This window comes from Massilia consociata (assembly GCF_042432755.1).
GTDB classification, from domain to species: domain Bacteria; phylum Pseudomonadota; class Gammaproteobacteria; order Burkholderiales; family Burkholderiaceae_D; genus Telluria; species Telluria consociata.
The window spans coordinates 180085-205932 of record NZ_JBHLWP010000016.1 but is presented as its reverse complement, the minus strand read 5'-3'; the positions used below and the strand labels follow the sequence as shown (position 1 = coordinate 205932).

General features: G+C 64.9%; 23 protein-coding genes. 17 read left to right on the top strand and 6 right to left on the bottom strand.

Annotation, left to right across the window (positions count from 1 at the left end):
- Window positions 1-281 precede the first annotated feature (281 nt).
- Entirely contained in the window at window positions 282-722 is a 441-nt protein-coding gene (locus tag ACFFJK_RS18080; RefSeq protein WP_379680972.1) for a pilin, read from the top strand.
- Window positions 723-772: 50 nt separating this feature from the next.
- On the opposite strand, the gene ACFFJK_RS18075 is transcribed toward ACFFJK_RS18080, so the two are convergent.
- Complete coding sequence (locus tag ACFFJK_RS18075) at window positions 773-2851, bottom strand: S9 family peptidase (protein WP_379680971.1); 2079 nt, start codon at window positions 2849-2851, stop codon at window positions 773-775.
- A gap of 270 nt (window positions 2852-3121) precedes the next feature.
- Between ACFFJK_RS18075 and ACFFJK_RS18070 the strand changes: the two genes are divergently transcribed.
- A complete protein-coding gene (locus ACFFJK_RS18070) occupies window positions 3122-3859 on the top strand; it encodes a DUF4386 domain-containing protein (RefSeq protein ID WP_379680969.1) in 738 nt (245 codons plus the stop codon).
- Window positions 3860-3913: 54 nt separating this feature from the next.
- Here ACFFJK_RS18070 and moaC read toward each other — a convergent pair whose 3' ends face one another.
- The gene (gene moaC, locus ACFFJK_RS18065; RefSeq protein WP_379680968.1) at window positions 3914-4414 is read right to left on the bottom strand and encodes a cyclic pyranopterin monophosphate synthase MoaC; all 501 of its coding nucleotides are present in this window, start codon (window positions 4412-4414) and stop codon (window positions 3914-3916) included.
- 136 nt (window positions 4415-4550) lie between these two features.
- Between moaC and ACFFJK_RS18060 the strand changes: the two genes are divergently transcribed.
- Together ACFFJK_RS18060 and pth are read left to right on the top strand one after the other, a co-directional pair.
- Window positions 4551-6089, top strand: coding sequence for a M48 family metalloprotease (locus tag ACFFJK_RS18060; RefSeq protein ID WP_379681058.1), 1539 nt, complete (start codon window positions 4551-4553; stop codon window positions 6087-6089).
- A gap of 240 nt (window positions 6090-6329) precedes the next feature.
- Window positions 6330-6914 carry an aminoacyl-tRNA hydrolase gene (pth, locus tag ACFFJK_RS18055; RefSeq protein ID WP_379680967.1) on the top strand — a complete coding sequence of 195 codons (585 nt, stop codon included), beginning with the start codon at window positions 6330-6332 and terminating at the stop codon, window positions 6912-6914.
- 2 nt (window positions 6915-6916) lie between these two features.
- Here pth and ACFFJK_RS18050 read toward each other — a convergent pair whose 3' ends face one another.
- Entirely contained in the window at window positions 6917-8794 is a 1878-nt protein-coding gene (locus ACFFJK_RS18050) for a transglutaminase family protein (protein WP_379680966.1), read from the bottom strand.
- Between the two features lie 97 nt (window positions 8795-8891).
- On the opposite strand from ACFFJK_RS18050, the gene ACFFJK_RS18045 reads away from it, so the two are divergent.
- Complete coding sequence (locus tag ACFFJK_RS18045) at window positions 8892-9995, top strand: patatin-like phospholipase family protein (protein WP_379680965.1); 1104 nt, start codon at window positions 8892-8894, stop codon at window positions 9993-9995.
- Here the strand turns inward: ACFFJK_RS18045 and ACFFJK_RS18040 are convergent.
- The gene (locus tag ACFFJK_RS18040) at window positions 9992-10696 is read right to left on the bottom strand and encodes a transglycosylase domain-containing protein (RefSeq protein WP_379680964.1); all 705 of its coding nucleotides are present in this window, start codon (window positions 10694-10696) and stop codon (window positions 9992-9994) included. The genes ACFFJK_RS18045 and ACFFJK_RS18040 overlap by 4 nt on opposite strands.
- 307 nt (window positions 10697-11003) lie before the next feature.
- On the opposite strand from ACFFJK_RS18040, the gene ACFFJK_RS18035 reads away from it, so the two are divergent.
- Window positions 11004-12686: a DUF4214 domain-containing protein gene (locus tag ACFFJK_RS18035; RefSeq protein ID WP_379680962.1), complete on the top strand. Its 1683-nt coding sequence runs from the start codon at window positions 11004-11006 to the stop codon at window positions 12684-12686.
- 172 nt (window positions 12687-12858) lie between these two features.
- Here ACFFJK_RS18035 and ACFFJK_RS18030 read toward each other — a convergent pair whose 3' ends face one another.
- On the bottom strand, window positions 12859-13467 hold the full coding sequence (locus ACFFJK_RS18030; RefSeq protein ID WP_379680961.1) for a YdcF family protein: 609 nt from the start codon (window positions 13465-13467) through the stop codon (window positions 12859-12861).
- A 211-nt stretch (window positions 13468-13678) separates the two neighbouring features.
- On the opposite strand from ACFFJK_RS18030, the gene ychF reads away from it, so the two are divergent.
- The 4 genes from ychF (at window position 13679) to ACFFJK_RS18010 (ending at window position 18206) form a co-directional block, all read left to right on the top strand.
- The gene (gene ychF / locus ACFFJK_RS18025) at window positions 13679-14770 is read left to right on the top strand and encodes a redox-regulated ATPase YchF (RefSeq protein ID WP_379680960.1); all 1092 of its coding nucleotides are present in this window, start codon (window positions 13679-13681) and stop codon (window positions 14768-14770) included.
- A gap of 228 nt (window positions 14771-14998) precedes the next feature.
- On the top strand, window positions 14999-15913 hold the full coding sequence (gene bla / locus ACFFJK_RS18020; RefSeq protein WP_379680958.1) for a subclass B3 metallo-beta-lactamase: 915 nt from the start codon (window positions 14999-15001) through the stop codon (window positions 15911-15913).
- A 200-nt stretch (window positions 15914-16113) separates the two neighbouring features.
- Window positions 16114-16959: an MOSC domain-containing protein gene (locus tag ACFFJK_RS18015; protein ID WP_379681057.1), complete on the top strand. Its 846-nt coding sequence runs from the start codon at window positions 16114-16116 to the stop codon at window positions 16957-16959.
- Window positions 16960-17087: 128 nt separating this feature from the next.
- On the top strand, window positions 17088-18206 hold the full coding sequence (locus tag ACFFJK_RS18010) for a GGDEF domain-containing protein (protein WP_379680957.1): 1119 nt from the start codon (window positions 17088-17090) through the stop codon (window positions 18204-18206).
- Window positions 18207-18308: 102 nt separating this feature from the next.
- On the opposite strand, the gene ACFFJK_RS18005 is transcribed toward ACFFJK_RS18010, so the two are convergent.
- Window positions 18309-20288, bottom strand: coding sequence for a monovalent cation:proton antiporter family protein (locus tag ACFFJK_RS18005; protein WP_379680956.1), 1980 nt, complete (start codon window positions 20286-20288; stop codon window positions 18309-18311).
- A gap of 99 nt (window positions 20289-20387) precedes the next feature.
- On the opposite strand from ACFFJK_RS18005, the gene ACFFJK_RS18000 reads away from it, so the two are divergent.
- The 7 genes from ACFFJK_RS18000 to hpf are packed head-to-tail and all read left to right on the top strand — an operon-like array spanning window position 20388 to window position 25837.
- A complete protein-coding gene (locus tag ACFFJK_RS18000; RefSeq protein ID WP_379680954.1) occupies window positions 20388-21410 on the top strand; it encodes a KpsF/GutQ family sugar-phosphate isomerase in 1023 nt (340 codons plus the stop codon).
- On the top strand, window positions 21410-21952 hold the full coding sequence (locus tag ACFFJK_RS17995) for a KdsC family phosphatase (protein ID WP_379680952.1): 543 nt from the start codon (window positions 21410-21412) through the stop codon (window positions 21950-21952). Before ACFFJK_RS18000 ends, ACFFJK_RS17995 begins: the two co-directional genes overlap by 1 nt.
- Window positions 21953-21968: 16 nt before the next feature.
- Complete coding sequence (gene lptC / locus ACFFJK_RS17990; protein ID WP_379680950.1) at window positions 21969-22565, top strand: LPS export ABC transporter periplasmic protein LptC; 597 nt, start codon at window positions 21969-21971, stop codon at window positions 22563-22565.
- Window positions 22566-22596: 31 nt separating this feature from the next.
- Window positions 22597-23148 (top strand): lipopolysaccharide transport periplasmic protein LptA, encoded by a 552-nt coding sequence (gene lptA, locus ACFFJK_RS17985; RefSeq protein WP_379680949.1) that lies wholly within the window; start codon window positions 22597-22599, stop codon window positions 23146-23148.
- Window positions 23145-23918: an LPS export ABC transporter ATP-binding protein gene (lptB, locus tag ACFFJK_RS17980; protein WP_379680948.1), complete on the top strand. Its 774-nt coding sequence runs from the start codon at window positions 23145-23147 to the stop codon at window positions 23916-23918. The genes lptA and lptB overlap by 4 nt, the downstream gene beginning before the upstream one ends.
- A gap of 28 nt (window positions 23919-23946) precedes the next feature.
- Window positions 23947-25425 carry an RNA polymerase factor sigma-54 gene (locus ACFFJK_RS17975; RefSeq protein ID WP_379680947.1) on the top strand — a complete coding sequence of 493 codons (1479 nt, stop codon included), beginning with the start codon at window positions 23947-23949 and terminating at the stop codon, window positions 25423-25425.
- Between the two features lie 58 nt (window positions 25426-25483).
- Window positions 25484-25837 (top strand): ribosome hibernation-promoting factor, HPF/YfiA family, encoded by a 354-nt coding sequence (gene hpf, locus ACFFJK_RS17970; RefSeq protein WP_379680945.1) that lies wholly within the window; start codon window positions 25484-25486, stop codon window positions 25835-25837.
- Window positions 25838-25848: the final 11 nt, after the last annotated feature.

The window sequence follows — 25848 nt, the reverse complement described above, 5'->3', positions numbered from 1 at the left end:
GATCGCATCGCGCGTTGCTCCGCGTATGGCCTAAGTGGTCCTAGTATCCAATCAAAACCTGACAAATTGCGTCACGGAAACTGTTTGCCTGACAAAAATTGGCAGGCAAGACTGACAATTTTTGTCACTCCTCAAGCCAAAACTTGCGTCAGCACGCCGTTTCGTTATCTCCGAACCAATAAAATCAGCATTTTTGGGGCTGGCACACCGATTGCATATAAGAAAGCGTGGCAACAAGCAGTATCCCAAATTACCTGAAACACCACCCTGGAGAGATAGACATGAACATCAAGCAAATGCAAACCAAAAAAGCCGAAGGCGGTTTCACCCTGATCGAACTGATGATCGTCGTGGCGATCATCGGTATCCTGGCAGCTGTCGCAATCCCGGCTTACCAGAACTATGTCGCCAAGTCGAAGTTCGCTGCTGCGCTGGGTGAAGTGTCGGCTGGTAAGACTGGCCTGGAAGTCAAACTGAATGAAGGTGCAGAAATTAACGGTCCGGCAGACGTCGGCCTGTCGGCATCGCAGACCGCAAATTGCGCGTTCGTAGTTGATGAGTCGTCCCTGCAGTGCACGATCGTCGGTGGTCCGGCATCGGTCTCGGGCAGCACTATCACGCTGAACCGTTCGGTGGAGACCGGCATGTGGAGCTGCGAATCGACTGTTGCGGAAGATCTGCAGGGTAGCGCTTGTGTTGCAGCAACTAATAACGGCGGCTAATTCTAAGTAAGCCAAATCGTAAAAAACCCCGCCTCGGCGGGGTTTTTTCTTTACTGCTTCTGCTTGAGATACTGATCCAACCACCCAATCACCGTGTGATGCCACTGCAGCGAATTCGCCGGCTTCAGGATCCAGTGGTTCTCATCCGGGAACACCAGCAGCTTGCTGTCGACCCCCTTGCGCTGCAGCGCCGTGAAGGTCGACAAAGCCTGTGCGGTCGGGATGCGGAAGTCCAAGTCGCCCTGGATCACCAGCATCGGCGTCTTCCACTTGTTCACGTGGTGTACCGGATTGAAGCGCTCGTGGTTCTGCGGCACGGCGAAATAGGGGCCGCCGCTTTCCCAGTCGGTGAACCATTGTTCCTCGGTCGAGTAGGCCATGCCGCGGGTGTCGAACACGCCGGCATGGTTGACCAGGCAGCGGAAGCCGTCGTTCCAGTTCCCCGCGATCCAGTTCATCATGTAGCCGCCATAGGAGGCGCCGAGTGCGCAGCTGCGCTCGCGGTCGAGCCATGGGTATTTCTTCACGGCTGCGTCCAGGCCCTTCTGCAGGTCCTCGAGCGGCTTGCCGCCCCAGTCGCCGCTGATCGAATCCGTGAACTTCTGGCCATAGCCGGTCGAGCCGTGGAAATCGATGAACACGGCGGCGTAGCCGGCGCCCGCGTACACCTGCGGATTCCAGCGGTAGCTCCAGCTGTTGCCGAAGCTGCCTTGCGGGCCGCCGTGCACGATGAAGGCGATCGGGTACTTCTTGCCCGGCTCGGCATTCCACGGTTTCATCACGTGGCCGTAGACGGTCTCGCCGTTCGCGCCCTGGAAGCTGAACTGCTCGGACTGGCCGAAGCGCACGTCGGCCAGGCGCTCGGCGTTGACGTTGGTGAGCTGGACAGGCGCAGCCGAACCCTTGCCCAGCTTCATCGAGAACAGCTGCGCGCCCGAGCTGAGGTTGGCCTGGGTGTAGGCGATGGTATCGCCGCGCACGTCGAAGGCGCCGACCGCGCCCTTGTCGGTCAGGGGCGTCACCTTGCCGCTGGCGACATCGATCGAGAACAGGCGGTGCTGGCCGATGTCTTCCGCATCGACGATCAGCGCCTTGCCGTCGGCGCGCCACTGCAGGCTGCCCGCCGAGCGATCCCAGTCGGCCGCCAGCTTGCGCTTGTGGCCGGTGGCCACGTCCATCAGCATCACCTGGAAGCGGTCGGCCTCGAAGCCGGGGCGCGCCATCGCCAGGTAGGCGAGGGTGCGGCCGTCCGGCGAGTACACGCCCTTGGTGTCCCATGCCTGGTTGTCGGCCGTCAGGTTGCGCGGCGCGGCGCCGCCGGCGGCCGGCACCGTGTACAGGTCGAAGTTGGTCGACCACGCTTCGGTCTTGCCGGCCACGCGCAGCGCGAACACGACGTTCTTGCCGTCCGGGCTGAAGCGGTATTCCTCGCGGTCGCCGAAGGGTTTCGACGGCACGTCGCCGTCGAGCGGGCCGGACAGGCTGACCGGCGCGGCGCTGACCTTGCCGGCGGCGTCGAGCGGGGCCGAGAACAGCACGTTGTTGCGGTGGTCGCGCCAGGTGTCCCAGTGGCGTGCGAACAGGCGGTCGTACAGCTTGCCGGTCGCCTTGTCCTTCTCTTTCGCTTCGGCGCGCCCCTTGGTGCAGGCCAGGTCGGCGCAGTCACGGAACACGGAGAGGCTCATGGCGATACGGTCGCCCCCCGGGGACACGCGGAAGCTCTCGACGTCGACCGGCAGGTTCGTGACCTGCACCGGCTCGCCACCCGCGGCAGGCTGGCGCCAGACCTGCGACGAGCCCGAGCGGGTCGACAGGAAGTACACGGCGTCGCCCTTCGGCGACCATTCCGGCTCGGTGCTGCTCGAGCTGTGGCTGGTGAGGCGCTGCGGCGCCGCTTTGGCGGCGCGCAGGTCGACCATCCAGAGTTCGGTATGCCCGCGGTTCTTGCTCATGTCCGTGCTGCGCACGGTATAAACGACGCGGCTCGCGTCAGGCGACACGGCCGGGCTGCCCACCCGTTCCATGTTCACCAGGTCTTCCACGGTAAAGCCGCGCGGCGCGGCCATCGCGGTGGTGCTGCCCAGGGCGGCCGCGACCATCGTCACCATTGTTACTAAGCGAAATTTCATTCTCCGTCCTTGTTGTCATGTCCGCGCACGGCAGGAAGCCGCCCGCGTAGGGCAGCAATTTAACATGTGACATGTCAATGCCGTATAGCACGGGGAGAACCCGGACGATCTGCGAGCAGTGCCCGGCGTGAACGCCAAGCCCACGACCTCATGAGTGGGCGGCACCAGACGCGTCCATCGATCCGCCGTTGCGGGCTCGAGAGTATTGACGCTCTGCAATCACTGCCGTATGCTCAGCCGCACTGCGACTTTCCAATGCGAGGGTAGAGTATGGCGCAAGGACTTCCCATCCAAGACGAACCGCGCGCCATACAGGTGTATGCCCGGAGCGCAGGATTCCTTTACCTGGTCATTATCGTGATGGGCCTCGTCGGGGAAGCCGTGATCCGGAGCAGCCTGATCGTTTGGGGAGACCCTGGCGCCACTGCCCAGCGCATTCTCGACTCGGCATTCCTGTGGCGCCTGGGCATCGGCGGGCAGCTCGTCCTGCTCGTGTGCGCAGTCGCCTTGACGGCCATCTGGTATGTGTTGCTGCGGCCGGTGCATCGACACCTCGCCCTGGCAGTCGTCTGTTTCGGACTGGTTTCACTGGCTGTCGAAAGTCTCTGCGTACTGCATCTGCAGGCTGCACTCGACCCGATCACCAGCCCCGCACTGGCAAAGGTCGCCAGCGCCGGGCAACTGCATGCACTGACCTATCTGGCGGTCGTCGCCCACGCCAATACCTTCGGCATCGCCCTGGTGTTCTTCGGCGTGCAATGCCTGCTGGTAGGATACTTAATCAGGAAATCCGGTTACTTCCCGGCAGTATTGGGCGTGGCGATGCAAATCGTCGGCGCGTGCTATCTCATTAACAGCTTTGCCAAGTTCGTGTATCCGCCATTGCAGGGCGTGTTGTTTCCGCTGATTCTGCTTCCGGCGCTGGTCGGCGAAAGTGCGATGTGCCTTTGGCTGCTGACGAAAGGCGTGAACCTGGAAAAGTGGCACGGAAAGCTTTTATTGAACTAGGCAAGGGCCGCGCGGACAAATCCGGTAGGCGGCCCCATATACCAGACTGGGCGTTCAGATTTCTGCCGCCCAGTCCCCGCTCTTGCCCCCGTGCTTTTCCAGCACGCGCACGTTGGTCATGACCATGCCGCGATCCGCCGCCTTGCACATGTCGTAGATCGTCAGCAGGCCGACCTGCACCGAAGTGAGCGCTTCCATTTCGACCCCGGTCTTGCCGATCGTCTCGACCTGGGCCCGGCAATGGACGCTGCTGGCTGCCTCGTCGACCTCGAAATCGACCGCCACCCGCGTGATCGGCAGCGGATGGCACAGTGGCACCAGGTCGCTGGTGCGCTTGGAGGCCATGATCGCGGCGATGCGGGCGATCCCGATCACGTCGCCCTTCTTGGCAGTACCGGACTGGATCAGTGCCAGCGTTTCGGGTTTCATGCGGATGGTGCCGGCGGCGACGGCGATGCGGTGGGTGTCCTGCTTGGCGCCGACGTCGACCATGTGGGCCTGGCCGGTGGCATCGAAATGGGTCAGCTGGTCGGCTGGGGAGGAGGGCGAGGTCATTCCAAAGAATTATTAAGTAAGGATTAAGCGGGGAAACAAAGCGTTCACCCGGCAGCAACACGGCTGCGGATGGGGTTATCATAGCATTGTGAAATCCGCTTCCCGACCAGTATCGGCGCGCCGCTGGCGCCCTGCGTTGACCGCCCTGGCCCTATGCACGGCGGCCGCGTGCGCCATTGCCGCGCCCGCCGATCCGTTGAAAAAAATCGACGGCAACCGCCTGCCGACCCTGGGCGACACGGCGCGGCAGGTCCTGTCGCCCGTTGTCGAGCGCCGCCTGGGCGAGGTCATCATGCGCGACGTCCGGCGCGATGCCGCCTACCTCGACGACGCCCCGATCACCGAGTACTTGAACAACCTCGGCAATGCGCTGGTGTCGTCCGTGCCCGGTGCGCGCGGCGAAACGAATGCCGATTTCTCGTTCTTCGCCATGCGCGACACCAACCTGAACGCGTTTGCGCTGCCGGGCGGCTTCATCGGCGCACACACCGGGCTGATCGTCGCGGCGCAGACCGAGTCCGAACTGGCCGGCGTGATGTCGCACGAGATCGGCCACGTGTCGCAGCGCCACATCGCCCGCATGCTGGGGCAGCAGAAGCAGGACGTGCTGCTGCCGCTGGCGGCCATGATCCTGGCGGCGCTGGCCGCCAAGAGCAGCTCCGACGCCGCGATGGGCGTGCTGATGGGCGGGCAGGGCCTGGCCGTGCAACGCCAGCTGAACTTCAGCCGCGAGGCCGAGCGCGAAGCGGACCGGGTCGGCTTCCAGATCATGAGCGCCGGCGGCTACGACACCACCGGCATGGTCGGTTTCTTCAAGCGCCTCCAGAGCGCCTCTAAGCTGTACGACATACCTGCCCACATGGCCCACCTGAGCAGCCACCCGCTGACGGCGGAGCGCATCACGGACATGCAGGCGCGCATCCGCGAACTGCCGAAGAAGCCGCGCGTGGACAACCTCGACTTCCAGCTGGTCCGCGCCCGCGCCCGCGTCCTGCAGGACGAAAGCGTCAACGGCCGCCGCGACGCCAGGACCGCATTTGAGGCGCAGCTGAAGGAACAGCACCGCCACCAGCAGGCCGGCGCGCAATACGGGCTGGCCTTCCTGGCGCTGCGCCAGGGCAACCTGGCGGAAGCGCAATCCTGGCTCGACAAGGCGCGCGCCACCGTCAAGCCGAAGGAGGGCGTGCTCTCGGCGGAGTCGAATGCCGGCGACGGCGCGACGATGTTCGCCGGCCTGGCACTCGAGATCAAGCTGGCGCCGGGCCAGCCGCAGCCCGTCGTGCAGCAGGCGGTGCAGGATGCGGACGCGGCGCGCCAGCGCTATCCGCTGTCGCGCGCGCTCGCGCGGCAGTACGGCGAAGCGCTGATCGCAGCCGGGCGCTACGACGAAGCCACCCGCTACCTGCGCGACCAGACGCAGCTGTACCGCGAAGAGCCGAAGCTGCACGACATGCTGGCCAAGGCGTATGCGAGGCAGGGCAAGATCGCGCTGCAGCACATGGCGCTGGCGGAATCGTACGTGATGGCCGGTGCCTTGCCGGCGGCGGTGGCGCAGCTCGAGCTGGCGCGCAAGGCCGGCGACGTGTCGTTCTACGACCAGGCCGTGATCGATGCGCGCGAGCGTGAGATCAAGGAACGCCAGAAGGCGGAAAAGGAACAATTGAAGGACTTTTGACGCTGCCGTAGGTGGGCGGCTCTACTTGGCAATGGGATCGGCCTGTACGCCAGCGCCGCCCATGCGTTCAACCAGCAGAGGAACAGACGCACGGGCAGCGGCACCGTGGTCTGAACGCGCAGGCGGCATTCCCAATGCGGCTGATCAGCTTCACCAGTGGAGCCGCCCACCCTACAAACGGCATGCCGCCGGGTTTTTCAGCGATAATCCTGTTTTTCCTAGAATCAAAGTAGACAGCGTATGCCCATCCGCCTGATCGTCGGCCTCGGCAACCCCGGCCCGGAATACGAACAAACCCGCCACAATGCCGGCTTCTGGCTGGTCGACAACCTGGCCAATTCGCTGCCCGGCTGCCGCCTGCAGCGCGAGTCGCGCTTCAATGCCATGGTCGCGAAGACCCGGATCGCGGGCAACGAGGTCTGGCTGCTGGAACCGCTGGCCTACATGAACCGCTCGGGTCAGTCGGTCGGGGCGCTGGCGCGCTTCTACAAGATCAACCCGGACGAAGTGCTGGTCGTGCATGACGAGCTCGACATGCTGCCCGGCGTGGCCAAGCTCAAGAAGGGCGGATCGTCGGGCGGGCACAACGGCCTGAAGGACATCACCGCCGCGCTCGGCACCCAGGAATACTGGCGCCTGCGCCTGGGCATCGGCCATCCGCGCAGCCTGAACCTGCAGCAGGCCGTGGCCGACTTCGTGCTGCACCGTCCGCGCCGCGAAGAGCAGACCCTGATCGAGGAATCGATCGACAAGGCCCTGCGCATCATCCCGCTGTGCTGCGAAGGCAAGATGGACGTGGCGATGATGCAGCTGCACACGGCTTGAATTCAACCCCGGGGCTCGGGTCCCTGCACGATGACCTGCCCGCGCAGGTCGCGCATCATGCGCTCGAGCGCGGGCCGCATATGGCGGTAGTCCTCCGGCGTGCACGTTGCCGCCGTGTGCCGGAACTGCAGGCGGCGCTTGACCACGACTGCATCGCCGCTGCGCGCGTACTGCGAGCGGTAGTAGAAACGCCCGTCGTCCACGACCACGGGCTTGGGCAGCGCCAGCACGCGGGTGCGTGGCGGTAGCCGGTAGCGCAGTTCGTCCTCGGCGTCGACGGCCGGGCAGACGAATTCCTGGCGCCGCTCCGGCTCGCGCCCGAGATCGGCCACCGCCTCGCCCAAGCCGCCCCAGAAATTGTAGGTGGTCGCCAGCGCGACCGGCCCCGGCAACTGGACGAAGCCTTCAGTCGCCCCCGTGAACCCCAGCGTGTAATCATGCTCCGCCGTGTCGGTGTCGCCCGCGTCCAGCAGGCCGTCGCCGGTCTGGCCGAGCCCCGCCAGCATGCGCCGCACGAAGCGCTCGCGTTCGGCCTGGGGCGTGCCCCGTAGCGCGTGGCGGTACGGTTCGGCGATCGCGCCGCCGCTCGTGCGCGACACCTTGAAGCGGCTGCTGCCGTCGCGGGCGATGTCGAACTGCGTCAGCGTGCGGCTGCGCGCCGGCTGGGATGCCGGCGTCATCGCGAACTGGCCGCTATCGGCGAGCAGCGCCGGTTTGCCGAGCAGCGCAGGCGGCAGGAACCCCCCGGCGACCGATCCGGCGGTCGGGTCGAGGTAGAGCTGCAAGGACGGCACATGCACGATGGTGTGGTTCAGCACGCCCAATGTCGGCACTGCGGGCAGGCGGTAGGCGTCGTCGTTGTTCACCAGCGCGACGCTGCTGTCGATGCCGCCGGCTTTCAGCAGGGCCTGCAGCAGCGTGGCGTGGTCCTTGCAGTCGCCATAGCGGTTCGCCAGCACGGCGGAAGCGGGGTGGGGCACCACGCCACCCGGGCCGAGATAGACCGCCACATAGCGGATGTTGCGCCGGACCCAGTCGTGCAGCGCGATGACGCGCCCGCGCTGGTCGGTGATGCCTTGCGTGATGCCGGCCGCCAGTGCGGCGATGGCCGCGTCCGGCACGGCGGTGGCCGCCGCGCGCGCATGGTAGGCGCGGGCAAAGGCGGGATAGTCGGGGAAGGTCGAGACGGCCAGCCGCCGTCCGTGGTCGAGGGCGCTCACCGAGCCGTGCTCGATGCGTTCGTTGGCACCGTCGACGTGGCGCCAGGCATGGCGCCGGCGCCCGGGCGGACTCTCCGACGGTATCGGTTCGAAGCCGACGGCATCTGCCTGCAAGGGCATCGACGCGGGCATGTCGTAGATGAGCTGGAAATCGCGGTAGCGGATGGGGCGCGCGAACGTGAGGTCTTCGAAGTGGCCCGGGAACAGCGGCGTGTGGCGCCGCACCGTATAGCGCAGGCCCAGCGTGTCGCCCACCGCCACGTCGGGGAAGATGACGACCTTCAGCCGCGTGTCCTGGAACATGGGCGCATCCACGGACGCGGCTTCCTGCTGGTCGCGGATTTGCTGCGGCCGGACCGGGAGGCGCCGGCCGTCTGCCTTGGCAGTCCAGGCCTCCACGGACACGACCTCGTCGAGCGAGCCGTTGAAGCTGATGTATTGCTGGGCCTGGGTTTGCACGGCATCGGCGCTGACGATGCGCTTGACCTGTTCGACACTGAGCCGGTGCGAGCCGTCGGCCTCGACCGTGAAGTGCTGGAGATAACGTTCCACCACGACCGAATGGTCGGTGCCGCTGTCGCCGGCTGCCGGGCCGGCGCCGGCGTGGCCGGCGGCCAGCATAAAAACGAACAACAGCATCAGGGAAAACCGATATGGCATGGTGGGCTCCGCGAAGGCGATCAAACCATGTTACGCAGCACCTCCGTACCACCCTTGCGCCAGCACAAGCACGCTCTTCCTGCGATAATTTTGCCCCATGAAGGCACTCACATTCCACGCCGGGCCGCTGGCCCTGGCCCAGATCGGCGCGCAGGGCCTGCGCGCGCAGGACATCGGCATCGTGCCGGCCGCGGCCGGCGGCCCCAAGGGGCTGATCTTCCAGGCCCTCGACCAATGGATGTTCGGCGAATGGTTCCCGTCCGCCCCGCGCGAGCGCATCCTGATCGGCTCCTCGATCGGCGCCTGGCGCATGGCGGCCGCCTGCCAGCGCGACCCGGCGAAAGCCTTCGCGCGCCTGGGCGAGCTGTATGCGGGGCAGCGCTACACCAGCAAGAAGCCGACGCAGCAGCAGATCGACGAGGTGGTGCAGGGGCTGCTGGGCGAGTTCGTGCGCGGCCACGAGGACGACATCGTCAGCCACCCGCACCACCGGCTGCACCTGCTGGCCGTGCGCGGCAAGGGCGGGCTGGCGGCGCCCGGCCACCCGCGCGCCGAACTGCGCGGCTTCGCGGCGGCGGCACTGCACAACGCCTGCTCGCGCGACTGGCTCGGCCGCCTGCTCGAGCGCGTCGTGATCGGCGACAGTCGCGCCCAGGCGCCGTGGCTGCGCGAGCGTTTCGATGCCTTTACTACCCACTTTTCGTCGCTCACGCGCGACAACCTCGCCAGCGGCCTGCTCGCCTCGGGCACGCTGCCGCTGTTGATGAAGCCGGTCACCGGAATCGCCGACGTGCCGCCTGGCAGCTACTGGGACGGCGGCATCATCGACTACCACCTGGCCCTGCCGTATGCGAAGGCGGCGCAGGCGGCGGGGGAGGGGAAGGCCGACCTGGTGCTGTACCCGCACTTCACCCAGCACATCGTGCCGGGCTGGCTCGACAAGGGTTTTCCGTGGCGCCGCGCGGCGCGCGCCAACCGCCACTGGCTCGACAACGTGCTGCTCGTCGCGCCCTCCAGCGAATTCCTGCGCACCCTGCCGCGCGGCAAGCTGCCGGACCGGGCCGATTTCAAGTTCTACGGCCTCGACCATGACGAGCGCATCCGCAACTGGACCCGCGCCATGCGTGAAGGGCAGCGCCTGCGCGACGAGCTGGCCGAGTTCGTGGCCAGGCCCGACCTGTCGCGCATCCGCCCGCTCTAGATTGCTTCGGCTCCGCGGCGCTGCCCGGCGCAGCCCGCGAATTCGCTGTCGAACCAGCCGTCGGGTGCGCACCGGCCCGCCAGCAGGGCGGCGATGCGCGCCGCACGCTCATCCAGCGCTGCCGGGTTGCGCGACGGGTGATAGTGGTTGGGCGCCTTGATCATGGCGACGAGCCGGATGAATTCCTGCTCGGTGACGGTGGCGAGCGGCTTGCCGAGATAACTGCGTGCGGCTTCGTCGAGGCCCGCTATTTGCCGGCCCCGATGCGTGCCCATGTAGACGCTCGCGCCATACAGCGCAAGCTGGGCCTGCTTCGACATGCGGGCGTCGAGCACCAGCGCCATGACGTCGCGTCCCAGGTCGATCCGCTTGCAGCAGTTAAACACCCCACGGTAGAAGCCTTGCAGGGCGCCACGCAAGCCGTCGACCTCGCCATGCAGGAGGAACACGTCACGCGCGAGAGCCGAGGAGATGGTTGCCACACCGTGCCCGGCGCCGATGCTCACACCCGCATGCTCGTAGAAGGCAGGATCCTCGACCCGCAGCAGGATTGCCGTTTGGCGCTTCGACAACTGGATGGTTTCCAAGGGTTTGAATGAGGCAATGGCATCGTCGAAGCTCGCCCATGCCCATGCTGCAGCCGAGAGCAGATAAACGATCGCCACCGCCAGCACATACCCCGGCAGCCAGCGCTTGCGCATGAGAGTGCGTGGTGATGGGCGTTCGCTGGAAAGCATGGCTTGGCATGTTGCACGAGAAATTGAAGAGACGATCTTATCAGTAAGTACTAATCTGGCAATCTCTATCTTGCTAGCAAGACCAAATCGTGCTTCCCCTTGCTCGAGGTTGAGGCAGTTCCGCGCTGAGGTGGACCACTCCTTTGTTACGCTCAAACCATCGCTGCAGCCCGATGTGTGCTCAATACGACAAGGAAAGGCCATCGGTATCTTTCGGTCGAGATGACAGTTCGTCATCTCAATCTGGCGCTAACACACCGAAAGGCACAACATGGCAAGTAAGGTACAACAGGAAACCCAGAGCGGGAGCTTGGGTGACAAGGAAGTCAGGGTTCATCCTATTACGTTCGGTACCGGGGGTGAGGTAACGCTGGACTTCCAACACCCCGACGGTATCGTCGGTAACGGCCACCCAATCGCGCTCAGGCTGTATGACAGCGAGAACAACGAGATTGCAAGTCTGACTGCGCGCGGGAATGCCAAACTGTATGCAACCGTGCCTGCAGGGGGCACGTACTACCTGAGCGCTCGCGATGCGGATTTTTCCTCGAAGGCGCCGGGAGCATACAGTTTCACATCGACCCTCAAGAACGATCTCAACACCATCTACGATGGCGGCGCCAACAACAGCCTGTCGACCGCGCTTCACCTGCCCGTGGACCATGTCGTGCGTGGTCGACTCGAGTATAGGGATACCGATACGTTTTACGTCGAGCCAGACGCCGGTGGCAGGCTCAGGTTTCAATTCGCACACGCCAACGGCCAGGGGGCGGAAGGTAACATGGTCAGGCTGCATGTCACAGACATGCAATCCAAGGTCATTCTCACCGGCACGATGCGGGGCGACCACGTGTTCGAAACAACCGTTCCTATGGCGGGCAGATACCTCGTCACGGTGAGCCAGGTGTTCAGTGAACAGCCCAACAAGGGGCTGTACACTTTGGCGCCCGTTTTCGATACCTACAAAGGAGTGGTCTACGACAGTCCTGCAAACGACGCTCCGTCCGAGGCGCAGTTACTGCCCCTTGGCAGGACTGCCATCGGCAGGGCAGGGGCCAACGATATCGATTACTACAAATTCGACGCAAGTTCGGGCGGCAAGCTTTCCCTGAATTTCGGACATCCGTATGGCCCCGGCAAGGAGGGAGGCCAGATGACGATCGAAATCGCTGACAGCAAAGGAAAGGTACTTCTCGCGAAGGCCGAGCGTGGAAGCGACCTACTGAACGTCGACCTGGAAAATGGCGGAAGCTATACGGTCAAGATCAGTAATCCGTTCTATAAAGAGGTGCCCGGCTATTATTCAATCATGGCCGGGCTCGCCAACAATGACGGAAAAACGATCGTACTCGCCAACGCCGGCGCGTTCGTCGGAAGTAGTGGCAACGATGTCGTTCATGGCTCGACGGGTACCGACATCATGTCGATAAACGGCAATGCTGGCGACCACACGATCGTTGTTTATCCGGCTGGGGCGACCGTGTTCGATACTGCCGGACGCCATGGCCGCGACACCCTGTTCAACGTCGAGCGCCTGAAGTTCGACGACAAGATGGTGGCGATCGACGTGAGTGGCGTTGCAGGCCAGGCGTTCCGTCTGTACGAGGCTGCTTTCAACCGTGCCTCCGACGACGCAGGGCTCGGTTTCTGGATCCATCACCTGGACAATGGATTGCCGCTGCATCATGTCGCGCAGGAGTTCATCACTTCTGCCGAATTCATCGGCAAGTATGGCGCGAACCTGAGCAATGCCGCATTCGTCACGAAGCTGTATGAAAACGTTCTCGACCGGGCACCGGATGCCGCAGGCATCGACTACTGGGTCACCCTCCTTGGGAAAGGCACTGTCGATCGCGCGGATGTCCTGATCGGGATGGCAAACAGCGACGAAAATGTGGCCAAGCTGGTGGGCGCGACGATGGATGGCATCGAATACCTCGCCTGGGGTAGCTGAGCAGCGGCGAGGCGATTGCTGCTGTTGCAATGGCCAATCGCTTGCGTCGACGAATGCCCACATGTTCAGCGTGCCCGCATCTGCGGGCCTTCTTCACTTGTTGGTGATTCGTGCCCAGGCCGCCGGTACTGCCAGGTTGCGCCGGCGGCTGGTGCAGCCTGGCGCATGCGCTTCATGCCAGCATCTCTGGCGCGACGATTTGCGGATAGGGCGCGCAGCCGTCGATCTCGTGCAGGAAATCCTGCGCCAGGTAGCCGGGAATCTTGCCGAATTCGCCCAGCACCCGCGCCCGGAATGCGTCGTGCTCGTGCCAGCGTTCGGCGGCCACGCCGAAATAGTTGACCGGCGCGACCGTCATGCGCAAGCCGGGCCAGTGCCGCTGCAGGGTCATCAGGTAACGGCGCGTCGAACACACCTTGCCGATGACGACGACGCTCCTGATCGCAGCGAGGTCCATGACCTCACCCACCCGGGCGCGGCCGAACCGGACATTTTCTCCGGTATTCGTCGCGGCCCGTTCGAGGATCAGCGCCGACGCCGGAAAACCGAGCTGCACCAGCCGGTCGCCGATCACGTCCGCCTCGGCCTTGGCCTGGCCGCCGGTCTGCCCGCCGGATACCAACAGGCGCCCGAACATCCTGTCCTGCCAGAGGGCATAGGCCGTCTCGCAGAACTGGGGAACACCGTGCCGGGTGCCGAACAGGAAGCCGAGGTCGGACGGGCACGGCGGGAAGGCCGGCATCATGTAGTCGGCGATGCGCTGCAATGCACTTGGGGCCATGGTTATCGGGGGACCGAGGATTGCCAATTTTATCAGCAAGAATGGCCTTGGGAACACGAATCGCCGCGACCGGAATATGCGGGATCCGAGACAGGAGCTCGGCTGGCGCACGCCGTTTTTTTCGGCAACCTGGGGCGTCCGGGGGTACAATGTGGGGTTTTGGAGCCGGGCTTCCTTTCCGCTCCGCGTCCACAGATTAGAAAGAGTTCCCATGAGCCTCAAATGCGGCATCGTCGGCCTGCCGAACGTCGGCAAGTCCACCCTGTTCAACGCCCTGACCAAGGCCGGTATCCCGGCCGAAAACTACCCGTTCTGCACGATCGAACCGAACGTTGGCGTGGTCGAGGTGCCGGACCCGCGCATCGACCAGCTGGCCGAGATCGTCAAGCCGGAGCGCGTCGTGAAAGCCATCGTGGAATTCGTCGACATCGCGGGCCTGGTGGCTGGCGCATCGAAGGGCGAGGGCCTGGGCAACCAGTTCCTGTCGCACATCCGTGAAACCGACGCCATCGTCAACGTGGTGCGCTGCTTCGAAGACGAGAACGTCATCCACGTGGCCGGCAAGGTCAGCCCGCTGGACGACATCGTCGTGATCCAGACCGAGCTGGCGCTGGCCGACCTCTCCACCGTCGAGAAGGCGATCCACCGCGAGCAGAAGAAGGCGCGTTCGGGCGACAAGGACGCCGCCAAGCTGGTGGCGCTGCTGGAAAAGATCCTGCCGCACCTGAACGAAGGCCTGCCGGTCCGTACCCTGGGCCTGGACGCCGATGAGATGGCCCTGATCAAGCAGCTGAGCCTGATCACCGCCAAGCCGGCCATGTACGTGGCCAACGTGTCGGACACCGGTTTTACCAATAACCCGCTGCTGGACCAGCTGACCGCGTTTGCTGCCGAGCAGAACGCGCCGATCGTCGCCATCTGCGCCGCCATCGAATCGGAAATCGCCGAGATGGACGACGCCGACAAGAAGGAATTCCTGGCCGACATGGGCATGGACGAGCCGGGCCTGGACCGCCTGATCCGCGCCGGCTTCAAGCTGCTGGGCCTGCAGACCTACTTCACCGCCGGCGTGAAGGAAGTGCGCGCCTGGACCGTGCCGATCGGCGCCACCGCCCCGCAGGCGGCCGGCGTGATCCACACCGACTTCGAGCGCGGCTTCATCCGCGCCCAGACGATCTCCTTCGACGACTACATCGCCTACAAGGGCGAAGCGGGCGCCAAGGAAGCGGGCAAGATGCGCGCGGAAGGCAAGGAATACATCGTCAAGGATGGGGATGTGCTGAACTTCCTGTTCAACGTCTAAGTCAACCCGGTACTCCCCGTGTGAATGGCCTCGCAGATGCGAGGCCATTTTTCTTTACAGGCCGACCGACGCCGAAGCCAACACGACGCAGGATGTGCTCCCTGCAGGCCACCGGGACGGTACTTGCCGATCGGGTCGTTCATTTTTCCGAAAGGCCGACGGCAAGCCGGTATGATTCCTGCTCCTACAACAACAGTACCCGCATGGGTACCTTTGCCGGAGACTCGCGTGCGAGCATACATCTTCAAGACCATGGCCACCGCGGCGCTGCTGTCCGCCGCCTTTCCAGCGTTCGCGCATGACGCGCTCACCTGCACCTCCTGCGAGGAATGGAACAAGCCCGCAGCCCCCTTTAACATCTACGGCAACACCTATTATGTCGGCACCGCCGGCTTGTCCGCGCTGCTGGTCACCGGCCCGCAGGGCCACGTCCTCCTCGACGGCGCGCTGCCACAGTCGGCGCCGCTGATCCGGAAGAACATCGAGGCGCTCGGCTTCAGGATGAAGGACATCAAACTGATCCTGAACTCGCATGCGCACTTCGACCACGCTGGCGGCATCGCCGCGCTGCAGAAGGCCAGCGGCGCGGTGGTTGCGCACAGCCCGCACGGCGCCCAGGTGCTGCGCGACGGCACGCCGGGCACGGACGACCCGCAGTACGACCCGAAGGACCGCTTCTACATCCCGAAAGTCGCGCAGGTGAAGGAAGTGGCGGACGGCGAGACGGTGACGGTCGGCCCGCTGCGCTTCACCGTACACCACACGCCGGGCCACACGCCCGGCGGCACCACCTGGACCTGGCAGTCCTGCGAGGGCGGTAAATGCCTCGATGTGGTCTATGCCGACAGCCTGACCGCGGTCTCCACCGACGGCTTTTACTATACCGGCGGGGCAGGGTATCCGGACCGCTCGGCGAGCTTCCGCGAGACCATCGCCAAGGTGGCGAACCTGAAGTGCGACATCGTGATCGCCGCCCATCCGGGCTTCAGCGACGCTTTTGCCAAGGCGGCGGCCAAGACGGCGCAGTCCAATCCGTTCATCGATCCGGAAGGCTGCCGCAAGCTGGCAGCCGGGGCTGCGCGCAGCCTTGATGCGCGGCTGCAGCGCGAGCGCGAGGAGAAGGCGAAAGCGGCTGCCCGTTGAGCGCGACAACTGGGCGGCTGTGTTGATGCTACGGCTGAGCCACAGAATTGGGTTCCCGCCTGCGCGGGAACGACGTGCAAGGATAGGTGCCAAAAATGGGAGCCGCCGGTACAGGCTTGTGCCACTGCTACCGATGCCAAGCCACGCATTCCCTGCCATACTGTCGCCCTTCACACGCTCCGTCCGACAGCATGGCCACGATCACCACAATCGCCGAACTCGTCATTTACCCCATCAAGTCCTGCGCCGGCATCTCCGTGCCAGAAGCGCAGTTCGGCATCAGCGGCTTGCAGGCCGAAGGCGTGCATGACCGCGAATGGATGCTGGTCACCCGCGAGGGCCAGTTCCTGACCCAGCGCGAGTATCCACGCATGGCGCTCGTCACCCCGCGCATCGATGGCGATGCCGTCGAGGTGACGGCCCCCGGCATGCCGCCGCTGCGCCTGCCGCTGGCGCACGACCCCGCCGCACCCGGCATGACGGTCCAGATCTGGGACCACAGCGTGGAGGCTGCCGACTGCGGCGACGCCGCCGCCGGCTGGTTCGCCGGTGCGATAGGCGGCGCCTGCCGCCTGGTACGCTTCCCGCCAAGCGTGCATCGTCCCACCAGCACCAAATGGACCGGCGGCATCCCCGCCGAAACCCGCTTCGCCGACGGCTACCCGATCCTCGTCATCGGCCAGGCTTCCCTGGACGACCTCAACGCAAAATTGAAACAGGCCGGCCGCGCGCCGCTGCCGATGAACCGCTTCCGCCCGAACCTGGTCGTCGACGGCCTCGACGCCTTCGAGGAAGATTACGTGGCATCCTTCGAGGCCGGCGGCCTGGCGCTGTGCCCCGTGAAACCCTGCGCCCGCTGCCCGATCCCGGCGATCGACCAGGCCACCGGTGTCCCGGGCCCGGACCCGCTCGACATCCTGCAGGCCTACCGCGCCAACCCGCGCATGGAAGGGGCGGTGTGCATGGGTATGAATTGCATCGTCACGCTTGGTGCCGGGCAGGTGCTGCGGGTCGGCCAGCAACTGGACGTCGGCATCGCGTTTTGACAGAACGTTAATTCCCGACAGTCGCAGTGTCGCGAAATCGCCCGCTTTTCGGCTGTGTGCGGGCGGTTTTCGTTTTCAAGGCCCGACAATTGGCGTAATGTTACGGTTATTGCTGAAAGGAATTTTCAATGCACGAGCCGGACGCGCTGACGCGAGAACTGATGTTGGAGAACGAAACCCTGCGTTCCCGCATGGCGTACCTGCTCGAGCAGGCCGAACGCAATCACTCGATCATGACGCGCCACCAGGCCTTCGACCTCAAGATCGTGGGCTCGGGCTCGTTCCAGGAACTGGTGACGACGATCTACACGACGCTGCCGGTCATTTCCGAGCTCGATATCGTGACGCTGTCGCTGGTCGATCCGGATGCCGACATCTATACCGTGATGGACAAGCTGGGCGTCGACTACGAGCTGCTGCCCAACCTGATGTTCTGCGAACACGCGAGCGAGCTGGGCTTCCCGCACGTCGAAGGGCATCCCCCGCGTCCCATTTTGGGGCCGTACGCGCCGTCGCGCCACCAGGGAATGTTCCCGCATCCGCCTGCCGGCCTGCAGAGCGTGGCCCTGGTGCCGCTGCTGCGCAATAACCGCCTGATCGGCAGCCTGAACCTGGGCAGCACGGACCCGAGCCGCTTCACGCCGGCACTGGGCACCGATTTCATCGAGCACATGGGGTCGATCATTGCGATCTGTCTCGAAAACGTCATCAGCAACGAGATGCTCAAGTACATCGGCCTGACCGATTCGCTCACCGGCGTCTACAACCGCCGCTACATCGACCGCCGCCTGGTGGAAGAGATCGCGCGGGCGCGCCGCCAGGAGTATCGCATTTCGGTCATGTACATCGACATCGACCACTTCAAGCAGGTGAACGATACGGCCGGACACCAGGCCGGCGACGACGTGCTGCGCGAGGTGGCGCAGCGGATCAAGGCCGAACTGCGCATTTCGGATGCGCTGGCGCGCGTCGGAGGCGAGGAGTTCGTGGTGCTCCTGATCGATGCGGACCTGGACAGCGCCAGCATGGTGGCGCAGCGCATCCGCGCCAGCGTCGAGGCGCAGCCGGTGGACCTGAGCAGCGGGGAGCCGGTGTCGGTGACGGTATCGATCGGGGTGGCAACGCTCGACGATTTCGAGCGCGACCATGCGATCGAGGGCGTGGCGCAGGAACTGGTGGCGCAGGCGGATACGGCGCTGTATCGAGCCAAGGCCACCGGACGCAACCGGGTCGTGTCGGTTTCGTAGGGCGGGCGGGTTCTCCCGCCCGCGCGTTCACATCATGCAGGAATTGACGCGTCGCGATTTTTCCGGCGACGGTTGAACGCGCGGCCGGCGAAACCGGCCACCCTACAACAGCCGGCTCTCGGCCTGGTCGACCGCTTCTCCCGTCCCGCGCAGCACCAGTACGTCTCCCGCCAGCAGCACGGTTTGCGCATCCGCCGCCAGGCTCTGGCCGTTGCGTCGCAAGGTCGTCACCTCGGCGCCGAATTCGTCGAGCGCCATCTCGCCCAGCCGGCGCCCGACCGCCGCCGCCTCGTCGCGCAGCGTCACCGAGTGCAGGCGCACGTGGGTGTGTTCCGGGTCGTCCGCGATGTCGCCGGCGCCGTGGAAGTAGCCGCGCAGCGAGGCGTAGCGCTCGTCGCGCGCGCTCTGCACGCGGTGCACCACGCGGCGCAGCGGCACGCCCATCATCACCAGCGCGTGCGAGGCCAGCATCAGGCTGCTCTCCAGCGCTTCCGGCACCACTTCGGTGGCGCCGGCCTTCTTCAGCACATCGAGGTCGCTGTCGTCATGGCTGCGCACGATCACCGGCAGGTTCGGCGCCAGCTCGTGCACCAGGTGCAGCAGCTTGAGGGCCAGGCGCGTGTCGGCGAACGTGACCACCAGCGCGCTGGCGCGGTTGATGCCGGCCGCGATCAGGCTTTCGCGCCGCGCCGCGTCGCCGTAGGACACGTTGGCGCCGGCCGACTGCGCTTCCTGCACCCGTTCCGGGTCGAGGTCGAGCGCGTACCACGGCAGCTTTTCCTCGGTGAGCAGGGTGGCCAGGCTCTGGCCGCTGCGTCCGAAGCCGGCGATGATCACGTGCTTCTGGGTCTTCATGGTGCGGCTGGCGAGCTGGGTCAGCTGCAGCGACTGCATCATCCATTCGTTGGCCGCGACTTTCATGACGATCCGGTCCATGTTGTCGATCAAGAAGGGCGCCAGCAGCATCGACAGCACCATCGAGGCCAGCACCAGTTGCAGCAGGAACGGGTCGACCAGTTTCGAGCCCATCGCCAGGTTCAGCAGCACGAAGCCGAACTCGCCCGCCTGCGCCAGCGCCAGGCCGGTGCGCATGGCGACGCCGGTGGACGAACCGAAGGCCCTGGCGAGCAACGCGATGATCGCGAACTTCAGCAGGAGCGGGAAGGCCAGCAGCGCCAGCACGATCCACCAGTTCTCCAGCACCAGCTTCAGGTTGAGCAGCATGCCCACCGTGATGAAGAACAGGCCGAGCAGCACGTCGCGGAAGGGCTTGATGTCTTCCTCCACCTGGTGCTTGTACTGGGTTTCGGAGATCAGCATGCCGGCAACGAAGGCCCCCAGCGCCAGCGACAGGCCGGCCTGCTCGGTGATCCAGGCCAGGCCGAGCGTCACCAGGAGCAGGTTGAGCATGAACAGTTCCTGCGAGCGGCGCTTGGCCACCACCGTGAACCAGTAGCGCATCAGCTTCTGGCCGAAGATCAGGAGCAGGGCCAGCACGAAGGCGGCCTTCAGCGCCGCCCAGCCGAGCGTGGCCATCAGCTCCTCGGCCGGGCGCGCCAGCGAAGGAATCATGATCAGGAGCGGCACCACGGCCAGGTCCTGGAACAGCAGGATGCCGATGATGCGCCGCCCGTGTTCGCTTTCCAGCTCCAGCCGCTCGGTGAGCATCTTGACGACGATCGCGGTGGACGACATCGCCAGCGCCCCGCCGAGCGCGAACGCGGCCTGCCAGCTGACGTGCAGTGTCGGCGCCCACCAGGAAATCAATAGCCCGAAAGCCATTGCCGTCACAATGGTCAATACGACTTGTGCCAGACCCAGCCCGAACACGATGCGCCGCATCGATTTGAGCTGGGCCAAGGAGAACTCCAGCCCGATCGAAAACATGAGGAAGACGACGCCGAATTCGCCGAGCGCGTGGGTGGCGGGACTGTCGTCGGCCAGCGCCAGCGCATGGGGGCCGATCAATACGCCGACCGTCAGATAGCCGAGCATCGGCGGCAGGTGCAGCATCCGGAATGCGACCACGCCGAGCACGGCGCAGCCCAGCAGGAGCAGGGTCAGTTCGAGTCCGGAATGCATCTTCCCCAGGAATGTTGTCGCGGTCTTGTCACCGTCGTTTGTTGTAGTTTGTTACGACTGGCAAGTTTTTTGCTTACCCAATTCGTTTATACTCCTGTGATGAGTGTAACCCATGAAAAAACAATGCTGAAAAGTTTTGACGCCGACCAGGCAAGCCGCGTGCTTGCGCTGGGCCGCGAGACCCTGGCCATCGAAGCCGACGCCATCCGCGCACTGCACGCCAGACTGGGCGACGACGACAGTTTCGTGCGCGCCGTCGCGCTGCTGTATGGCTGCACCGGCCGTGTCGTCGTGTCCGGCATGGGCAAGTCTGGCCATATCGGCCGCAAGATTGCCGCCACCCTGGCCTCCACCGGCACCCCGGCGATGTTCGTGCACCCGGGCGAAGCCGCGCACGGCGACCTCGGCATGGTGACCGCGCACGACGTGTTCATCGCCATCTCGAACTCGGGCGAATCGTCCGAGCTGCTCGAGATCCTGCCGGCCGTCAAGCGCATGGGTACCCCGGTCATCGCCATGACCGGCAAGCCGCATTCGCGCCTGGCCAAGCTGTCCGAGATCCACCTCGACATCTCGGTGGCCAAGGAGGCCTGCACCCTGAACCTGGCGCCGACCACCAGCACCACCGTCACCCTGGCCATGGGCGACGCGCTGGCCGTGGCGCTGCTCGATGCGCGCGGCTTCCGCGAGGAAGACTTCGCGATGTCGCACCCGGGCGGGGCTCTGGGGCGCCGCCTCCTGACCCACGTGCGCGACGTGATGCGCAGCGGCGACGCCATCCCCGCCGTGGCGCCCGAGGTGCCGCTGGCCAAGGCGCTGCTGGAGATCACCCAGAAGGGCATGGGCATGACCGCCGTGATCGATGCCGACCGGCGTCCGGTCGGCGTGTTCACCGACGGCGACCTGCGCCGCCTCATTGAACGCAACCACGATTTTTCCAATATCCTGATCCGCGACGTGATGCACGCGAACCCGCGCCGCGTCCATCCGGAACAGCTGGCGGTGGATGCCGTCGCCGTCATGGAAGAATTCCGCATCAACCAGATGCTCGTGGTGGACGCGGATGACCGCCTGGTCGGCGCGCTGCACATCCACGACCTGACCCGCGCCAAGGTGATCTGATGAGCGTTCAGCTGACCCCGCTGGAACACATGCAGCGCGCCGCGCGCGTGAAAGTCATGATCTTCGACGTCGACGGCATCCTCACCGACGGCAGCCTGACCTATGGCCCGGAAGGGGAGGTCACCAAGACCTTCAACGTGCTCGACGGCCTCGGCATCCAGCTGCTGAACAAGACCGGCGTGCAGACCGCGATCATCAGCGCGCGCAAATCGCCGATCGTGGTCAAGCGCGCCGGCGACCTGGGCATCTCGCATGTCTACCAGGGCATCCACGACAAGCGCATCGGCTTTGGCGAGCTGCTCGCGGCTACCGGCTTCACGGCCGAGGACTGCGGCTACATCGGCGACGACGTGATCGACCTGCCGCTCTTTACGCGCGTGGGTTTCGCCATCACCGTGCCCTCGGGCCACCCGGAGGTGCAGTACCGCGCCCATTACGTGACGAAGAACCCGGGCGGCCGCGGCGCCGTGCGCGAGGTGTGCGACATGATCATGCGCGCCCAGGGTACCTACGAACAGGCGCTGGCGCCGTATTTCGCCTGAACACGGTCAGGACGCCATGGTCAACTACAAGCGCACCGCCCACCGCTGGAAGCTCTTGAGCATCATGATGATCGGCGTGTTCTGCGCCTTCGGCAGTTTCTGGCTGCTGCAGGTGATGGAGAGCGACGAGCTCGACGGCCGCCTGGGCGGGCCGGGGTCCGAACCCGACTACATCGTCGAGAATTTCTCGTTCGTGCGCATGACGCAGGACGGCAAGCCGAGCTACGTGGTGTCGGGCAAGCGCCTGGCGCACACGCCGATGGGCGATGTCTCCGTGGTCGAACAGCCGGTGGTGCAGGGCATGACCCCGGGCCGTCCGCGCATGACCGTGGTGGCCGACCGCGGCCGCATCTACCATGAAGAGCACCGCGTCGACCTGCTCGGCAACGTGGACATCCAGCGCCCGGCCACGCCGACCAGCGAAGCGCTGCGCGTGCGCACCCAGGCGCTCACCGTGCTGCCCGACGAAGAGATCATGAAGACCGACAAGCCGGTCGAGATGCAGCTCGGCGCCGCCACCGTGCGCGGCACCGGCATGGTGGCCAACAACGCCACCCAGAAGCTGCACCTTGCCAGCCGCGGCCAGATCGTCTATCCGCCGCGCCAGCGCTAGCGGCCAGCAAACAACACAGGACAAGCATTCAATGAAAAAACTCATCGCAGCCGTCTTCCTTGGCCTGGCATCGCTCAGCGCCTTTGCCGAGCGCGCCGACTCGCTCAAGGAGGCCGTGATCAACTTCGACACCCTCGACGTCGACGAGGTCACGCAGACCCGCACCCTGACCGGCAACGTCGTGCTCACGCGCGGCACCCTGGTCCTGAAGTCCGACCGCGCCGTGATGAAGGAAACGCCGGAAGGCTACATGAGCGTGACGCTCACCGCAGCGCCGGGCAAGCTGGCCACCTTCCGCCAGAAGCGTGACGGCGGCCCGAACCTGTGGGTCGAGGGCCAGGCCCAGCGCATCGAATACGACGAGCGCGCCGAACTGGTCAAGCTGTTCTCCAGCGCCGAAGTGCGCGAGCTGGAAAACGGCCGCATGACCAACGAGATCAAGGGTCCCTTCATCTCCTACGACAACCGCCGGGAAGTCGCGCAGGTGCGCAACGACCCGAGCGGCGCGAGCAAGGTCGGCGGCGGCCGCGGCACCCTGATCATCGCCCCGCGCCGCACCACGTCGGAAGGCGCCAAGCAATGACGGCAGCGCGCGAAACGGCAGGCCGCGAAGACTGCAGCACCCTGGTCGTCAAGGGCCTGCAGAAGAGCTACGGCAAACGGCTGGTGGTGCGCGACGTGTCGCTGCAGGTCGAATGCGGCGAAGTGGTCGGCCTGCTGGGGCCCAACGGCGCCGGCAAGACCACCTCGTTCTACATGATCGTCGGCCTGGTGCCGTCGGATGCCGGCACCATCGACATCAACGGCACCGACATCACGAGCCTGCCGATCCACCGCCGCGCGGTGCTCGGCCTGTCCTACCTGCCGCAGGAAGCCTCGGTGTTCCGCAAGCTGACGGTGGAAGAGAACATCCGCGCCGTGCTGGAACTGCAGCGCGTGGACGGCAAGGCGCTGCCAAAAGACCAGATCAACGAGCGCCTCGACACCCTGCTGGCCGAGCTGCAGATCGAGAAGCTGCGCGAGAACCCGGCGATGTCGCTGTCCGGCGGCGAGCGCCGCCGCGTGGAGATCGCGCGCGCGCTGGCGACCAACCCGCGCTTCGTGCTGCTCGACGAACCGTTCGCGGGCGTGGACCCGATCGCGGTCATCGAGATCCAGCGCATCGTGCGCTTCCTGAAGGAGCGCAACATCGGCGTCCTGATCACCGACCACAACGTCCGCGAGACGCTCGGCATCTGCGACCGCGCCTACATCATCAACCAGGGGGCGGTGCTCGCCTCGGGCCGTCCTGACGACATCATCGCCAACGAATCCGTGCGGCGCGTGTATCTGGGTGAACACTTCCGCATGTAGTACTGCATCTCGTCACGACCATTAGGCAATGAAACAGTCACTGCAACTCCGCACCTCGCAGCACCTGGCGCTCACGCCGCAACTGCAGCAGTCGATCCGCCTGCTGCAGCTATCCACGCTCGAACTGCACCAGGAAATCGAACAGATCCTGGGCGACAACCCGCTGCTCGAACGGCTCGACGATCCGCTCGACCGTTCGGTGCGGCTGCTGGCCGACGGCGCCATCAACCAGGCGCCCGCCAACGGCGAAGCGCCGGCCGCGCAGCCGGCGCAGGAGCAGGGCGCTTCCGCCGACGGTGCGCAGGGCGAGGGCGATGGCCACGACCACGACGGCGAGCGTGGCGATGGCGACATGGACTGGGGTGGCGAAGGCGGCGGTGCGCGCAGTGGCGACGACGAAGACGGCCGCCCGCAACTGGAAGCCTGCGGCCTCACGCTGCGCGAGCACCTGATGGAGCAGGTGCGCACCACCAGTTGCGCAATGCGCGACCGCGCCCTGGTCGAACTCGTGATCGACGCCCTCGACGACAACGGCTACCTGGAAGAGCCGCTGGACGAGATCCACGCGCGCCTGCCAGCTGAGCTCGAGATCGAGATGGACGAACTGCGCTGCGCGCTGGCCCTGGTCCAGAGCCTGGACCCGGTCGGCGTCGGCGCGCGCAGCGCGGCCGAATGCCTGGCGCTGCAGATCCGCCGCATGCCGGGCGTGCCCCTGGTGACGCGGCGCCTCGCCTTGAAGATCGTCGAGGGTTACCTGACCTGGTTCGCGCAGCGCGAATATACCAAGCTGAAAAAGGCCCTGGATTGCGACGACGAAGACCTGCGCGAGGTGCAGGCCGTGGTCCGCAGGTGCAACCCGCATCCCGGCGCGGCGTTCGCATCGGGCGTCTCCGACTATGTGGTGCCGGACGTGATCGTGCGCCGCGCCAAGAACGGCTGGGCCGTTTCGCTGAACCCGGAAGTGATGCCGCGCCTGCGCGTGAACACGCTGTACGCGAACCTGCTCAAGCAGGGAAAAAGCGAAAGCCAGATGGGCGCGCAGCTGCAGGAAGCGAAGTGGCTGATCAAGAACATGCGCCAGCGTTTCGACACGATCCTGCGTGTTGCCGAGGCAATCGTCGAGCGCCAGCGCAACTTTTTCAGCCACGGCGCGGTTGCCATGCGCCCTCTTGTTTTACGTGAGATAGCTGATACACTAGGTCTACACGAGAGCACAATTTCTCGTGTCACAACGCAGAAATACATGCTGACCCCGCACGGCATGTTCGAGCTGAAGTACTTCTTCGGAAGCCATGTCGCCACCGAAGCGGGGGGAGAAGCCTCCTCGACGGCGATCCGCGCTCTCATTGCGCAATTGACAGGAGCAGAAGACCCTAGGAACCCTTTATCCGACAGCAAGATCGCGGAGATGCTCGGGGAACAAGGTATGGTCATTGCGCGCCGGACGGTTGCCAAATACCGCGAAGCGCTCAAGATTCCGCCCGTCAGCCTCCGCAAATCCCTGTAAAGCTACTGCCCACTCTCACCTTGTGGCGCGGGCAGGGCACCTTCCCAAAGGAGTGTGTATGAACCTCACAATCAGTGGCCACCATCTCGAAGTCACCCCCGCCATCCGTGAATACGTTCAGAATAAGCTCGAGCGCATTACCCGCCATTTCGACCACGTGATCGACACCCACGTGTTCCTCGCCATCGATAACCTCACCGAAAAAGAAAAACGGCAGAAAGCCGAGATCAACCTACAGGTATCTGGCAAGATTTTGCACGTGGCCAGTGCGGCGCAAGACCTTTATGCGGCAATCGACACGCTGATGGACAGGCTGGACAGGCAGGTTCTGAAACACAAATCCATGCTTCAAAACCATAATCACGTAGCGCACAAGCGCATGCCGGACAACGGCGAAGCCGCCGCAGCGTAACACCTACGCAC

What these genes read in the sequence shown, in the direction of transcription:
- ACFFJK_RS18080 (WP_379680972.1), top strand. Translation starts at nt 282, where the DNA reads ATGAACATCAAGCAAATGCAAACCAAAAAAGCCGAAGGCGGTTTCACC.
- ACFFJK_RS18075 (WP_379680971.1), bottom strand. Translation starts at nt 2,851, where the DNA reads ATGAAATTTCGCTTAGTAACAATGGTGACGATGGTCGCGGCCGCCCTG.
- ACFFJK_RS18070 (WP_379680969.1), top strand. Translation starts at nt 3,122, where the DNA reads ATGGCGCAAGGACTTCCCATCCAAGACGAACCGCGCGCCATACAGGTG.
- moaC (WP_379680968.1), bottom strand. Translation starts at nt 4,414, where the DNA reads ATGACCTCGCCCTCCTCCCCAGCCGACCAGCTGACCCATTTCGATGCC.
- pth (WP_379680967.1), top strand. Translation starts at nt 6,330, where the DNA reads ATGCCCATCCGCCTGATCGTCGGCCTCGGCAACCCCGGCCCGGAATAC.
- ACFFJK_RS18050 (WP_379680966.1), bottom strand. Translation starts at nt 8,794, where the DNA reads ATGCCATATCGGTTTTCCCTGATGCTGTTGTTCGTTTTTATGCTGGCC.
- ACFFJK_RS18045 (WP_379680965.1), top strand. Translation starts at nt 8,892, where the DNA reads ATGAAGGCACTCACATTCCACGCCGGGCCGCTGGCCCTGGCCCAGATC.
- ACFFJK_RS18040 (WP_379680964.1), bottom strand. Translation starts at nt 10,696, where the DNA reads ATGCGCAAGCGCTGGCTGCCGGGGTATGTGCTGGCGGTGGCGATCGTT.
- ACFFJK_RS18035 (WP_379680962.1), top strand. Translation starts at nt 11,004, where the DNA reads ATGGCAAGTAAGGTACAACAGGAAACCCAGAGCGGGAGCTTGGGTGAC.
- ACFFJK_RS18030 (WP_379680961.1), bottom strand. Translation starts at nt 13,467, where the DNA reads ATGGCCCCAAGTGCATTGCAGCGCATCGCCGACTACATGATGCCGGCC.
- ychF (WP_379680960.1), top strand. Translation starts at nt 13,679, where the DNA reads ATGAGCCTCAAATGCGGCATCGTCGGCCTGCCGAACGTCGGCAAGTCC.
- ACFFJK_RS18010 (WP_379680957.1), top strand. Translation starts at nt 17,088, where the DNA reads ATGCACGAGCCGGACGCGCTGACGCGAGAACTGATGTTGGAGAACGAA.
- ACFFJK_RS18005 (WP_379680956.1), bottom strand. Translation starts at nt 20,288, where the DNA reads ATGCATTCCGGACTCGAACTGACCCTGCTCCTGCTGGGCTGCGCCGTG.
- ACFFJK_RS18000 (WP_379680954.1), top strand. Translation starts at nt 20,388, where the DNA reads ATGAGTGTAACCCATGAAAAAACAATGCTGAAAAGTTTTGACGCCGAC.
- ACFFJK_RS17995 (WP_379680952.1), top strand. Translation starts at nt 21,410, where the DNA reads ATGAGCGTTCAGCTGACCCCGCTGGAACACATGCAGCGCGCCGCGCGC.
- lptC (WP_379680950.1), top strand. Translation starts at nt 21,969, where the DNA reads ATGGTCAACTACAAGCGCACCGCCCACCGCTGGAAGCTCTTGAGCATC.
- lptA (WP_379680949.1), top strand. Translation starts at nt 22,597, where the DNA reads ATGAAAAAACTCATCGCAGCCGTCTTCCTTGGCCTGGCATCGCTCAGC.
- lptB (WP_379680948.1), top strand. Translation starts at nt 23,145, where the DNA reads ATGACGGCAGCGCGCGAAACGGCAGGCCGCGAAGACTGCAGCACCCTG.
- ACFFJK_RS17975 (WP_379680947.1), top strand. Translation starts at nt 23,947, where the DNA reads ATGAAACAGTCACTGCAACTCCGCACCTCGCAGCACCTGGCGCTCACG.
- hpf (WP_379680945.1), top strand. Translation starts at nt 25,484, where the DNA reads ATGAACCTCACAATCAGTGGCCACCATCTCGAAGTCACCCCCGCCATC.